This window comes from Rhizobacter sp. Root404 (assembly GCF_001425865.1).
Taxonomy (GTDB): domain Bacteria; phylum Pseudomonadota; class Gammaproteobacteria; order Burkholderiales; family Burkholderiaceae_C; genus LMDS01.
Map to the genome: position 1 here is coordinate 1670833 of NZ_LMDS01000004.1, position 12465 is coordinate 1683297.

The following is a 12465-nucleotide window of genomic DNA, read 5'->3' on the forward strand; positions in this document are numbered from 1 at the left end:
GTCAGCGCTACATCCCCTCGACCATCGGCCGCGTCGCGGCGAAGCCGTCGCCGAGGCCAGCCGGGACCGTCGTCTCGTGGGCCTGGGCGCGGCGGAGCCGGTCGATCTCGTCATAGGCGGCGCGCAGGCGCGCTTCGGCGCGCGCAAGGGCCGCACGCGGCTCGTCGCTGGCGGTGGCCAATTGGCGCTGGAAGCCTTGGCGCAGTTGTTCGAGTTCGGTCTGCGACCGCAGCTGGACGACGCGAAACTGGTTGGCCGACGTGTCCGACCGACGCTGGAAGTCGTCGCGCAGGCGCCGCACCGCGGCGGTATGGCGGGCGCCGACGATCCAGAGCGTCACCCAGCTCCCCGCGATCGCGCCCAATGCGAGCCCGAGTCCGATCCAAAGCCCACCATCCTGCACCGTCATGTCGCCTCCCCGGTTCGGCGGCCGCGCACCTGCGTGCCGGACCCACCCAACCCGGCAGCGTAGCGAGCCGTGCCCGGTCTGGAGGGCGGCCGCGAAGCGCGCGCCGTTGGCGCGACTTTCTACCGGTGCGAAGCCGCACCCGAGTTGTCGAGGCGCATCAAAGGCCGGGAGAACCGCTCAGGGCACGCGCGGCTTCACGCATGCGGCCGCCTGCTTCGCGCGCTGCCGCGCCAGCTCGACATCGGCGTCGTGCACCAGCGCGACGCCCATGCGGCGCTTCGCGAAGCTCTCGGGCTTGCCGAACAGGCGCAGCTCGCTGTTCGGGACGCGCAGCGCCGCGTCGATGCCGTCGAACACCAGCCCTTCGGCGTCGACGCCGCCATAGATCACGGCGCTCGCGCCCGGGCACTTCAACGCGGTGTCGACTGGCAGCCCGAGGATCGCGCGGGCATGCAGCTCGAACTCGTTCTGCCATTGCGTGATCATCGTCACCATGCCGGTGTCGTGCGGGCGCGGCGAGACCTCGCTGAACCAGACCTCGTCGCCCTTCACGAACAATTCGACGCCGAACAGGCCCTGCCCGCCCAGGTCGTCGGTCACGGCCCGCGCGATCGCCTGGGCACGCTCGAGCGCGGCGGCGTTCATCGGATGCGGTTGCCAGCTCTCGACGTAGTCGCCGGCCACCTGGACGTGGCCGATCGGCGCGCAGAACTGCGTCTCGACGCGACCGTCGGCGCCGAGCGCGCGCACCGTCAGCAGCGTGATCTCGTAGTCGAAGTCGATGAAGCCTTCGACGATCACCCGGCCGCGGCTGACGCGGCCACCAGCCATCGCGTAGTCCCACGCCTTGGCGACGTCGGCCGGTCCGTCGAGCCGGCTCTGGCCCTTGCCCGAACTGCTCATCACCGGCTTGACGATGCACGGACAGCCGATGCCCCCATCGATGGCCGCCTGCAACTCGGCCATCGAATCGCAGAAGCGGTACGGGCTGGTCGGCAGTCCGAGCGTCTCGGAAGCGAGGCGACGGATGCCCTCGCGGTCCATGGTCAGCCGCGCGGCCCGCGCCGTCGGGATCACGCGCACGACCCCGGCGGCCTCGAGTTCCTCGAGCATCGGCGTGGCGATGGCTTCGATCTCGGGCACCACGAGCAGCGGGCGCTCGGCCTCGATCAGCGCCCGCAACTGCGCCGGATCGCTCATCGTGATCGTCCGCGCGTGGTGCGCCACCTGCTGGCCCGGCGCGTTGGGATAGCGGTCGACGGCGATCGTCTCGACGCCCAGCCGCTGCAGTGCGATCAGCACCTCCTTGCCGAGTTCGCCGCTGCCGAGCAGCATGACCTTGGTGGCGTGGGGCGAGAGCGGGGTTCCGAGCGTAGTCATCGAGCGCGTCCTGGAGGGAAAGACAAAGCGCGAATTCTCCCCGAAGGGCCGAGGGACCCCGGCCCCGGAGGTGGTCAACGGCGCTTTATCATCTGACACATGAATTCCGGCCCGCGCGATGTCGCCCAGATTCGCCTCGCGAACGCCCTGATCCTCTTCGACGAGTTCGTGCACGCGACCGTCAAGCATGCCGACGCGGCGACGTTGCGCGGCCTCGAAGGCCGCTTCGCCGAGCGGCTGCAGATCCAGCCGAGCTACTGGAGCCAGATCAAGGGGCGCTCGCGCCAGATCGGCGAGCGGCTGGCGCGGCAGTTCGAGCAGCTGTGCAAGAAGCCGCCGGGCTGGATGGACGAACGCCACAGCGCGCACGAGTGGGCGAACGCGCCGCAGGTCGGCGCCCGCACCGTCCCCGTAGCGGCGGCGCCTTCCATCCCGAACCGCGACGCCGAGCACAACGTGCCGCAGGACGACGACGAGCGCTTCATCGTCGGCCTCGTGCTGACCTACTACCGGCGCCACCCGCAGCGCGCGCGGACGCGGTTGCTCGACCTGCTCGGCGAAGTCCTCACGCCGACGGTGCCAGCGAAGCCTGCGACCGCCGCCCAGCCCGCGCCGCCGCCGGACGACGGGCTCGACCTGTGGAGCAAGACCCAGGCGGCGGTCAAGCCGCTGAAGTCCAAGCGCTGACGCGCCGCCGCGCGGCAGGCGCGCGACACCCCTTGAAAAATCTGCGCAACACCCCTTGCGCAAGATAATCAAACGTTTATCATTTGCGCAAGTCGACACGAGCCGCTGCCGACGACACCCACCGATCCACCCCATTCGAAGTTCATGACCTTCATCAATGCATCGACCGTCTCCACGCCCCTGCGCCGCGCGCCAGGGATGGCCGCGTCGTCGATGAATTCGCAGTCGGTCATCGGAGCGCACCGCGCGCCGCCTGGTCCACCGCCACGCTGAGACGTCGCTTCCGACGCTGCAGCGTCGACGGCCCGGGTTGCGTTCCACGCCCCGGGCCGTTTTGCCTTCCGGCCGTCATGCGGCAGTTCACCAGGAGAACCTCATGAAGATCAACGTCACCGCCCGCAAGCCCCGCAACCCGCTGATCGCGCACGCCCGATTCCGCCGTGCCGGCAGCCACCAACCCGGTGGCCGCTCGATGCGCCAGCAAGGTGGCCGGTCGCTGAAGCGCGAACTGGACCAGATGAAACAGCACAGCCCGTGACCCCTGCGCGGCCGACCCGCGCAAGCCCTGAAGGACATCACCATGTCGAGCCTGAAATACCTCCGCGCCGGCGCCCTCGAAGCGCCCCGCCCCGCCCGCGAAGCAGCGGTCCGCCTCGTGGCGATCGGCCTGCGGGGCGCCAGCGCGGCCCTCGCGCGGCTCTCGCGCCGGTTGGCCGTTCCGGCGGGCCGCGTCGCGCGACCCGCCCCACAGCTCGAGTTCTACGCCGAAGCGGGCGCGCCCGAGGGAGCGCTCTACGTGGACGGCAAGCTCGTCGGCTTCGTGAGCGGCGTGCAACGTCTGTGAACCCGACGGAGGGCGGCGCACCGGCACCGGTGCGCCGCCCGCCGTCCTGACGCTCAGCGCATCGCCAACGGCTGCTTGCGGCGCGGCATCGGGAAGCGGCGCTCGATCGTCGCGAGATCGTCTGCCGTCAACACGAGCGACGCCGACGCGAAGTTCTCGCGCAGGTGCGCCTCGTGCACCGCCTTGGGAATGGCCATCACGCCGGTCCTTCCCATCGACCAGGCAAGCGTCACCTGGGAGGGCGTGGCACCGTGCCGCTCACCGACCTCGCGCAACCCCGGCTCGTCGACCAGGCCGCCCTGGTCCAGCGGGCAGTAGGCCATCATCGGCATCGAGCGCTCGCGCAGCCAAGGCAGAAGATCGAACTCGGCCCCGCGCTCGGTCAGCGAGTGGTAGACCTGGTTCGCGCTGCACGTCGCGCCCCCGGGCACCGCGGCCAGCGTCCGCATCTCCGATGTGTCGAAGTTGCTGACGCCCCAGTGCCGGATGTGGCCGTCCGCCTGCAGCGCCTGGAAGCCCGCGACGGTCTCGTTCAGTGGATGAGGCCCGGACCAGTGCAGCAAATACAGGTCAATCCGGTCCAGTCGCAATCGGCGGCGGCTGCGCTCGCAAGCTGCCGCGACACCAGCACGGCTGGCGTTGTGCGGATAGACCTTGCTGACGATGAACAACTCGTCGCGCGCGACGACGCCGGTGCGCAGCGCCTCGGCCACGCCCTCGCCCACGACGTCCTCAGCGCCGCCGTCGCCATACATCTCGGCGGTGTCGATCACGCGGTAGCCGATCTCGAGCGCGAGTCGCACGGCGGCGATCTCGGCGGCGCGCGTGCGCGCCGACTCGCCCATGTGCCACGTGCCGAGGCCGAGCGCGGGCCAGGCGCTTCCGTCGGGCAGGACGACGCTGTTCATGGAATCTCCGGAGACGCGATACTGCATGCTAAGACCAACGCAAAAACGGTGCGGCTCACGACCGCACCGACCGGAGACCCGCAGATGACCACCACCTTCGTCGTCGAGCGCCAGAAGCTCGCGCAGACACGCTGGACCCAGCGCGAGCCCGCCCCCTTGCAGGAAGGCGAGGTCCGCTTCGCGATCGACGGCTTCGCGCTGACCGCGAACAACATCACCTATGCGGCGTTCGGCGACGCGATGAACTACTGGGGCTTCTTCCCGACCGGCGACGCGGCGACCGGCTGCATCCCGGTCTGGGGCTTCGCCGATGTGGTCGAGTCGCGCTGCGACGGCGTCGCGGTCGGCGAACGCTTCTACGGTTACTGGCCGATTGCGGACAACGTCGTGCTGCAGCCGGCGCGGGTCGGCGGCGCCGGCTTCTTCGACGGCGCAACGCACCGGCGCGAATTGCACGCGGTCTACAACCACTACCTGCGCTGCAGCGCCGACCCGGCGTACAGCGCGGCACACGAGGCCGAACAGGCGTTGTTCCGGCCGCTGTTCACGACCTCGTTCCTGATCGACGACTTCCTGGCCGACAACGCATTCTTCGGTGCCCGCAACGTGATCCTGTCCAGCGCATCGAGCAAGACAGCGTACGGCACGGCTTTCTGTCTGGCACAGCGCGCGGGCGCGATACGCGTGATCGGGCTCACCTCGCCGGCGAACTTGGGGTTCACGCGCGCGCTGGGCTGCTACGACGACGTTCTGACCTACGACGAGGTGACATCGCTGGCGTCCGACGTCCCGTCGGTCTACGTCGATTTCAGCGGCAGCGTCGGCGTGCGCAGCGCCATCCACACGCACCTCGCCGGCGCGCTCGCGTACAGCTGCTCGGTCGGCGGCACGCACTGGGATGAGCTCGGCAGCGGCAAGGGCCTGCCGGGGCCTCGACCGACATTGTTCTTCGCACCGGCGCAGGTCAAGAAGCGCAACGCCGACTGGGGGCCTGCCGGGCTGCAGCAGCGGCTGGGCGCCGCATGGTCGGCCTTCATGCAGCCGGTCACGAGCGCGCAGCCCCCCTGGCTGCATGTCGTGCGCGGCGAGGGCCGCGCCGCGATCGAAGCGGTGTATGCCGCCTTGCTGGAGGGCCGCACCAATCCCGCCGAAGGGCACATGCTCAAGGTCTGACGGGTCGCCTCAAGCAAGGGCCGTGCGTTCCGATATGAGAGTCAACGCCACTCGACCACACCAATGCCGGACTCCCACTTTCCGCACGGCCAGCTGACCCGGGCGCTGCCCGATCTGGCCGCCTGGACGGCGCACTTCCGCGCCGCCGAGATTCCGGTGCTCGCGCAGACGGCCAACGCGCTGGAAGCATTGCGCACGAACGAGGACGATGTCGACGCGAACAGCACGGGCGAGATGATTTCGAACGACCCGTTGATGACCTTGAAGGTCCTCGCGCATGTGGCGACGAACCGCAGCGAACGCGTCGTGACCGATGTCGAGACGGTCACCTCGGCACTGGTGATGATGGGCATCTCGCCGTTCTTCCGGGCGTTCGGTCCGCAGCCCACGGTCGAAGATCGCCTCGCCCACGTCCCGTTGGCGCTGGACGGCCTGAAGGACACGATTCGGCGCGCGCATCGGGGCGCGAATTTCGCGCTCGGCTTCGCCGTGCACCGCATGGACCACGACGCCGCGGTCATCCATGCCGCGGCACTGCTGCACGACTTCGCCGAGATGCTGCTGTGGTGCCACGCCCCGGCATTGGCGCTGCAGATCCGGGACGCGCAGCGGGCCGATTCGACGCTGCGCTCAAGCGTTGCACAGCGCGCACTGCTGAACATCGAACTTGCCGATCTCCAGCAGGCGCTGATGAAGGCATGGCGACTGCCGGAATTGCTGATCCGCATCAACGACGACCGGCACGCGGACACGCCCAGCGTGCGCAGCGTCGCGCTGGCGCTGCGGCTTGCGCGACACACCGCGAGCGGTTGGGACAACGCGGCGATTCCGGACGATGTGGACGACATCGCCGACCTGCTGAACCTGTCACCGGCGGCGGCCATGCAGTTCGTCCGCGAAATCTGAAATTTCGCCGCGGCATTCGCGCACGCGTGCGTGATCCACTGTCGCTTTTACGTCCCTTCGACGCTGAAGATCGCACTCCTTCGTTGACAAGCGCTGGTTCGCCGCCCGGCCCGGTGGCAGAGTCCGCCGCCTAAATCAACCAACGAGGGGTGTGACGATGAAGGCCTATGGCGCGGAGTTTTTTGGAACCTTCTGGCTGGTGCTCGGAGGCTGCGGCAGCGCGGTGTTGGCGGCGGCGTTTCCGGGCTTCGGCATCGGCTTTGCGGGCGTCGCGCTCGCCTTCGGCTTGACGGTACTGACGATGGCCTATGCCATCGGCCACATCTCCGGTTGCCACCTCAACCCGGCGGTGTCGATCGGCCTGTGGGCAGGCGGCCGTTTCGAAGGCAGCAAGTTGCTTCCCTACATCGTCGCCCAGGTGCTCGGAGCAGCCGTCGCCGGCGGCGTGCTGTACCTGATCGCCAGCGGCAAGGCCGATTTCAGCACCGCCGGCGGCTTCGCGTCGAACGGCTTCGGCGAGCACTCGCCGGGCAAGTATTCGCTGGTCGCGGCACTGGTCTGCGAGGTCGTGATGACGATGATGTTCCTGATCATCATCATGGGCGCGACCGACAAGCGCGCGCCGGCCGGCTTCGCGCCGCTGGCGATCGGTCTGGGCTTGACGCTGATCCACCTGATCAGCATCCCGGTGACCAACACCTCGGTCAACCCGGCGCGCAGCACTGGCGTCGCGCTGTTCGTCGGCGACTGGGCGATCGCGCAGTTGTGGCTCTTCTGGGTCGCGCCGATCGTCGGCGCGGTGCTGGGCGCGTTGGTCTACCGCGGGCTCGCGGAATCGGACCGCTGAAGCGCAGGGGCCGGCCACCCGGCCGGCCCTCAGACCGGCATGGCGGTCGTGTTCTTGACGCGATCGAGGACGAAGCTGGTCTTGCAGTCCTGCACGCTCGGGTGCTTGAGCAGCGTGTCCATGATGAAGCGCGAGTAGTGCGCCATGTCCTGGACGACGACGCGCAGCAGGAAGTCCATCTCGCCGGTCAGCGCCGCGCATTCGACGACCTCGGGCCACGCCTGGACCGACGCGCGGAACAGGTCCATCGGCGTTCGCTTGTGGACCTCGGCATGTTTTTCGAGTCGCACGTTCAGGTAGGCCGTGAGGCCGAGACCGACGCGTTCGGGCGAGACCAGCGCCACATACCCGGCGATCACCCCCGACTCTTCCAGCCGCTTGACCCGCCGCAGGGTCGCCGAAGGGGACAGGCTGACCTGCGCAGCCAGCGCGTCGTAGATCATGCGCCCGTCCGCCTGCAGCGCCCGAAGGATGCGTCGATCGATCGCATCCAGCTGTTCTCCGGTTTCCATGCTCAACATTTTGCATGTTTCATGCGCGGCCGCCGCGATCGAGGCGGAAACTTGCAAAAAAGCTGCGGGCGGCCGAACCTACAGTCCTGCATCGACCACGCGACGGGACAGATCATGCAATTCACGCCCTGGGACAACCCGATGGGAACCGACGGATTCGAGTTCGTCGAGTACGCCGCGCCGGATCCGGTCGCGCTCGGCGAGCTTTTCGTGACGATGGGGTTCACCGCGATCGCGAAGCACCGGACCAAAAAAGTCACGCTGTACCGCCAGGGCGAGGTCAACTTCATCATCAATGCCGAGCCGAACTCGTTCGCGCAGCGCTTCGCGCGCCAGCACGGGCCGAGCGTGTGCGCGATGGCGTTCCGCGTGAAGGACGCCAAGCAGGCCTACGAGCGTGCGCTCGAGCTCGGCGCGTGGGGCTTCGACAATCACACCGGGCCGATGGAACTGAACATCCCGGCGATCAAGGGCATCGGCGACAGCCTGATCTACTTCGTCGACCGCTGGCATGGCAAGGACGGTGCGGCGCCCGGCGCGATCGGCAACATCAGCATCTACGACGTCGATTTCGTGCCGATCGAGGGCGCGCAGGCCAATCCGCCAGGCTGCGGACTGACCTACATCGACCACCTCACTCACAACGTCCATCGCGGCCGCATGAAGGAGTGGGCCGATTTCTACGAGGGCCTGTTCAACTTCCGCGAAGTGCGCTACTTCGACATCGAGGGCAAGCTGACCGGCCTGAAGAGCAAGGCGATGACGAGCCCGTGCGGGAAGATCCGCATCCCGATCAACGAGAGCTCGGACGACAAGAGCCAGATCGCCGAGTACCTCGACCTGTACCACGGCGAAGGCATCCAGCACATCGCGATGGGCACGGACGACATCTACGCGACCGTCGACGGCATGAAGCGGCAAGGCGTCGCCTTCCAGGACACGATCGCGACCTACTACGACCTGATAGAGCGCCGCCTGCCCCACCACGGCGAGAACCTGGACGAACTGAAACGGCTGCGCATCCTGATCGACGGCGCGACGCACCTGGGCGCGCCCAACGAGTTGCTGCTGCAAATCTTCACGCAGACCGTCATCGGGCCGATCTTCTTTGAGATCATCCAGCGCAAGGGCGACCAGGGGTTCGGCGAAGGCAACTTCCGCGCGTTGTTCGAGAGCATCGAGCTCGACCAGGTGCGGCGCGGGGTGCTGAAGGACGAGCCGGCATCGCCCCGTTAATCGATCGCCCACCGGAGTTCACATGGTTCAGATTCTTGCGCGCGGCGTCTTGACGATGACGATTCTGGCCAGCGCGGCGGGGGCCTACGCGCAGGCGGCCGGCGCCGAGTCGGCGCTCGACGCGGTGGCGAAGTCCGGCGTGCTGCGTGCCTGCACGCCGGGCGACTACAAGCCCTTCAGCTTCCTCAAGCCCGACGGCAGCTACGAGGGCATCGACATCGACCTCGCGCAATCGCTCGCGACGGCGATGGGCGCGAAGCTCGAGGTCGTCAAGACCAGTTGGGCGAACCTGATGACCGACTTCACGGGCGGCAAGTGTGAAGTCGCGATCGGCGGCATCTCGGTGACGACCGAACGCCAGAAGCGCGCCTTTTTCAGCACCGCCTACATGGTCAACGGCAAGACCCCGATCGTGCGCTGCGCCGACGTGGCCAAGTACCAGACCGTCGCGGCGATCGATCAACCGGGCGTGCGCGTGGTCGCCAATCCCGGCGGGAGCAACGAACGCTTCGCGAAGGCCAACTTCAAGACCGCCACGCTGACCATCCATCCGGAGAACTTGACGATCTTCGACGAGATCCTCGCGAACCGCGCGGACGTGTTCGTCACCGAGGCGGCTGAAGCGTTGACGCAGCAGAAGCTCAAACCCGGCCTGTGCGCCGTGAACCCCGACAAACCACTGCAATACGGCGAGATGGCCTATCTGGTGCCACGCAACGACATGGTGATGAAGTCGTTTGTCGACCAGTGGCTGCACCTCGCCAAGGCGACTGGCGAGTACCAGCGCACCGTCGACAAATGGCTGCGCTGAGCGCACCTGGCGAGCGCTTCCCGCTCAGCCCAACCAGCGCAACGCGCCCGCGAAGACCACGGGGCTGAAGGCCATCTGGACATGCGCCGTGGCCGGGACGTGCACGTTCTCGGCGCCGGTGAGCACGGCGGCGGATGACGGGAACACGATGTTGTCGCAGTTGCCGAAATAGCAAGTGAACTTTGCGTAGCGCTCCGCCGGCTCGCGCGACGCGAGGTCGACAATCCAGGCGCCGCGATGGCGCATCTCCCGCCCGTTGGTGGTGTGGCCGAAGCGCGCCAGCCAGGTCCCGTGGTGCGGCGTGCCGATCGTGACGACGTGGTGCACGCGTGTATCTGCGTTGAAGCGCGCCAGCCAGACCCGGATCGCGACGCCCCCCATGCTGTGGCCGACCACCACCGGCGGTCGCCCGGTCGTCGCGTCGACGCGAGCGACGGCCGCCTCAATGATGTCGGCATAGTGCTCAATCGAGCCGAACACCGGCTCGAGATTGACCGCGACGAACGGGATGCCTCGTGCCCGCAGCGCCTGCATCCAAGGATTCCAGAGGCCGCGATTACAGAAGAAGCCGTGCACCAGGACCACGCCGCGGCGGTCCGCGCTTGGCGGCAGGTGATCAGGCTCGGCGCGCGATCGGAGCGGCTGGCGCCACAGGAAAACGCGCGGCGCCGTCACCACCTCGCCGCACCAGGCGCGCCCGACCTCGCGCAAGGTGGCACGCGGCGCTGCCTCGGCGTGCTGGACGGCGTACAGCATCGCGAACTCGGCGGCCAGGAACAGCGCGTACCCGAGCACGATGACCAAGGCGCCGACGGCAGCCCACCCCGGGTGACCCGCTCTGGTCCATAACACGGCCCAGCCGAGAGCGGCCCCGAACAGGCCCGCGGTGATGAGTTTCTGCAGACGCGCGAGCATCGGGCATGCTAGCGTCGGTCGGGCATCGGCAGGCTCGATACAGTAGACGCCTCTCCCCAGTGGGTATCCCATCGCGCATGACCAACTCGGCCCCCACCATCCTTGCTCACCTGCACGAGGTGGAGGCTGAACGTCGAAAGCGATCGACGGCGCCGGGATTGCACGAACGCGTGGTTTTGGTGAAGGCCTATCAACAGAGGCGTTTCTCGCACACCTACGCCGACCTGCTGAACAGCGCCCGGTACGGCTCCGCGTCCCGATTCTTTCTCAACGAGTTGTACGGGCCGAGTGACTTCACTCGCCGCGATGCTCAGTTCGCACGCGTCGTGCCGGCGCTGGTGAAGTTGTTTCCCAGCGAGATCGTCTCGACCGTGGCCACGCTAGCCGAACTGCACGCGCTGTCGGAGAGCCTCGACACGCGCATGGGCGAGCATGTCGACGAAGGCGTGGATCTCAACGGCGCTTCGTATATACGAGCCTGGCAGCAGACAGCACACCCCGAAGCGCGCGAGCGGCAGATCGCGCTGACACTTGACGTGGCCGAGCGACTGGATCGCTTCACGCGTCGCCCTTTGCTGCGCAACAGCCTGCGGCTGATGCGCGGCCCGGCGCGCGCCGCAGGCCTGGCCGAGCTCCAGCATTTTCTTGAGACCGGGTTCGACACTTTTCGAGCGATGCAGGGTGCACAAGACTTCGTATCCATTGTCCGAACCCGCGAGCGGGCGCTCGCTTCGGCGCTGTTTGGCGCCTCTGCGACCAGCACCGAAGGTGCCGGCATGGCCGACGCGCTGGCGCGTCTTCCTTGAACGGCACGGGCGCCCATAGCGATACGATGCATCGCATGTATTCCGATGTCTCGCACACCGCCCGATGAATGAGGTCTTCGCTCGCGCCGGGTTGCGCGTACTCGAGCGCGGCTGGCTGTCCTCCAACAATGTCCTGTTCCCGGGTGGCTCGACGCAGGAGCCGGTGCTTGTCGATACCGGCTACGCGACCCACGCGGCACAGACCGTCGCACTGGTGAAAGCAGCCCTTGGGGATCGACCGTTGGCCCGCGTGTTGAACACCCACCTGCACTCAGATCATTGCGGCGGAAACGCAGCCCTGCAGGACGAGTTCGATTGCGCGATCGACGTGCCGAGCGGAGAGGCGGACAAGGTCGATCGATGGGACGAAACAGCGTTGACGTATCGCGACACTGGCCAGACATGTCCGAGGTTCATCAGGACGGGAGCGATCCGCGATGGCCACGAAATCCGCCTGGGTCCTTATCCCTGGAGGGTGATCGCCGCGCCAGGCCACGACCCCGAGTCGGTGGTGCTGTACCAACCTGACGTGAAGCTGCTGATTTCTGCCGACGCGCTGTGGCAGAACGGCTTTGGCGTCGTGTTTCCGGAGATCGAAGGGATCGCGGCGTTCGAAACCGTGCGACACACGCTAGATCGCCTGGCAGGACTCGACGTCGACTGGGTCATCCCCGGTCACGGCTCCCCATTCCAGGGCCTGTCGGCCGCGCTGGGTCGGGCGCACCAGCGGTTGAATGGCTTCCTCTCCGATCCCACCAGGCATTCGCGGCACGCCGCGAAAGTCCTGATCAAGTTTCACATGCTTGAGGTCAGGGAAACTGAGCGCGATCAACTCGTCCAGTGGATGGCCGACACGAGGTTCATGCGCCTGACGCACGAGCAACATTTCGCCGAGATGGCGTTCCTCGAATGGTCAAGTGCACTGATCAGCGAACTCGCGGCTTCTTCTGCCATTCGCATCATCGGAAATCGTATTCACGACGATTAGTCGCGAATTGAATTACCGGGGCGCAAAAGCAAAAAGCCCTCGT

Annotated in this window: 16 protein-coding genes; 10 read left to right on the plus strand and 6 right to left on the minus strand. The window is 67.3% G+C overall.

Annotation, left to right across the window (positions count from 1 at the left end; all coding sequences use genetic code 11):
* Positions 1-7 precede the first annotated feature (7 nt).
* A complete protein-coding gene (locus ASC76_RS12025; RefSeq protein ID WP_157615580.1) occupies positions 8-409 on the minus strand; it encodes a hypothetical protein in 402 nt (133 codons plus the stop codon).
* 177 nt (positions 410-586) lie between these two features.
* Positions 587-1789: a formate-dependent phosphoribosylglycinamide formyltransferase gene (purT, locus tag ASC76_RS12030; protein WP_056465783.1), complete on the minus strand. Its 1203-nt coding sequence runs from the start codon at positions 1787-1789 to the stop codon at positions 587-589.
* Between the two features lie 99 nt (positions 1790-1888).
* Between purT and ASC76_RS12035 the strand changes: the two genes are divergently transcribed.
* Positions 1889-2476, plus strand: coding sequence for a hypothetical protein (locus tag ASC76_RS12035; RefSeq protein WP_157615582.1), 588 nt, complete (start codon positions 1889-1891; stop codon positions 2474-2476).
* 68 nt (positions 2477-2544) lie between these two features.
* Here the strand turns inward: ASC76_RS12035 and ASC76_RS25345 are convergent, their stop codons facing one another.
* A complete protein-coding gene (locus tag ASC76_RS25345) occupies positions 2545-2709 on the minus strand; it encodes a hypothetical protein (protein ID WP_157615583.1) in 165 nt (54 codons plus the stop codon).
* A gap of 143 nt (positions 2710-2852) precedes the next feature.
* Between ASC76_RS25345 and ASC76_RS25350 the strand changes: the two genes are divergently transcribed.
* Both ASC76_RS25350 and ASC76_RS12040 read left to right on the plus strand, forming a co-directional pair.
* Positions 2853-3014: a hypothetical protein gene (locus ASC76_RS25350; protein WP_157615585.1), complete on the plus strand. Its 162-nt coding sequence runs from the start codon at positions 2853-2855 to the stop codon at positions 3012-3014.
* A 42-nt stretch (positions 3015-3056) separates the two neighbouring features.
* A complete protein-coding gene (locus ASC76_RS12040) occupies positions 3057-3320 on the plus strand; it encodes a hypothetical protein (protein WP_157615588.1) in 264 nt (87 codons plus the stop codon).
* A 53-nt stretch (positions 3321-3373) separates the two neighbouring features.
* Here the strand turns inward: ASC76_RS12040 and ASC76_RS12045 are convergent, their stop codons facing one another.
* Positions 3374-4228: an aldo/keto reductase gene (locus ASC76_RS12045; RefSeq protein WP_056465785.1), complete on the minus strand. Its 855-nt coding sequence runs from the start codon at positions 4226-4228 to the stop codon at positions 3374-3376.
* 84 nt (positions 4229-4312) lie between these two features.
* Between ASC76_RS12045 and ASC76_RS12050 the strand changes: the two genes are divergently transcribed.
* From ASC76_RS12050 to aqpZ, 3 genes are all read left to right on the plus strand, one after another.
* Positions 4313-5401 (plus strand): DUF2855 family protein, encoded by a 1089-nt coding sequence (locus tag ASC76_RS12050; RefSeq protein WP_056465786.1) that lies wholly within the window; start codon positions 4313-4315, stop codon positions 5399-5401.
* Between the two features lie 63 nt (positions 5402-5464).
* Positions 5465-6307: an HDOD domain-containing protein gene (locus ASC76_RS12055; protein ID WP_056465788.1), complete on the plus strand. Its 843-nt coding sequence runs from the start codon at positions 5465-5467 to the stop codon at positions 6305-6307.
* A 157-nt stretch (positions 6308-6464) separates the two neighbouring features.
* Positions 6465-7154, plus strand: a complete 690-nt coding sequence (gene aqpZ, locus ASC76_RS12060; RefSeq protein ID WP_056465790.1) for an aquaporin Z — start codon at positions 6465-6467, stop codon at positions 7152-7154.
* Between the two features lie 29 nt (positions 7155-7183).
* Here the strand turns inward: aqpZ and ASC76_RS12065 are convergent, their stop codons facing one another.
* Positions 7184-7666 (minus strand): Lrp/AsnC family transcriptional regulator, encoded by a 483-nt coding sequence (locus ASC76_RS12065; RefSeq protein WP_056465792.1) that lies wholly within the window; start codon positions 7664-7666, stop codon positions 7184-7186.
* A gap of 114 nt (positions 7667-7780) precedes the next feature.
* On the opposite strand from ASC76_RS12065, the gene hppD reads away from it, so the two are divergent.
* Both hppD and ASC76_RS12075 read left to right on the plus strand, forming a co-directional pair.
* On the plus strand, positions 7781-8902 hold the full coding sequence (gene hppD / locus ASC76_RS12070) for a 4-hydroxyphenylpyruvate dioxygenase (RefSeq protein ID WP_056465794.1): 1122 nt from the start codon (positions 7781-7783) through the stop codon (positions 8900-8902).
* 22 nt (positions 8903-8924) lie between these two features.
* Positions 8925-9713 carry a transporter substrate-binding domain-containing protein gene (locus ASC76_RS12075; protein WP_056465797.1) on the plus strand — a complete coding sequence of 263 codons (789 nt, stop codon included), beginning with the start codon at positions 8925-8927 and terminating at the stop codon, positions 9711-9713.
* 24 nt (positions 9714-9737) lie between these two features.
* On the opposite strand, the gene ASC76_RS12080 is transcribed toward ASC76_RS12075, so the two are convergent.
* On the minus strand, positions 9738-10628 hold the full coding sequence (locus tag ASC76_RS12080; RefSeq protein WP_056465798.1) for an alpha/beta fold hydrolase: 891 nt from the start codon (positions 10626-10628) through the stop codon (positions 9738-9740).
* 77 nt (positions 10629-10705) lie between these two features.
* Between ASC76_RS12080 and ASC76_RS12085 the strand changes: the two genes are divergently transcribed.
* Both ASC76_RS12085 and ASC76_RS12090 read left to right on the plus strand, forming a co-directional pair.
* Positions 10706-11434, plus strand: coding sequence for a hypothetical protein (locus ASC76_RS12085; protein WP_056465800.1), 729 nt, complete (start codon positions 10706-10708; stop codon positions 11432-11434).
* 64 nt (positions 11435-11498) lie between these two features.
* Positions 11499-12422, plus strand: a complete 924-nt coding sequence (locus ASC76_RS12090) for an MBL fold metallo-hydrolase (protein ID WP_056465802.1) — start codon at positions 11499-11501, stop codon at positions 12420-12422.
* Positions 12423-12465: the final 43 nt, after the last annotated feature.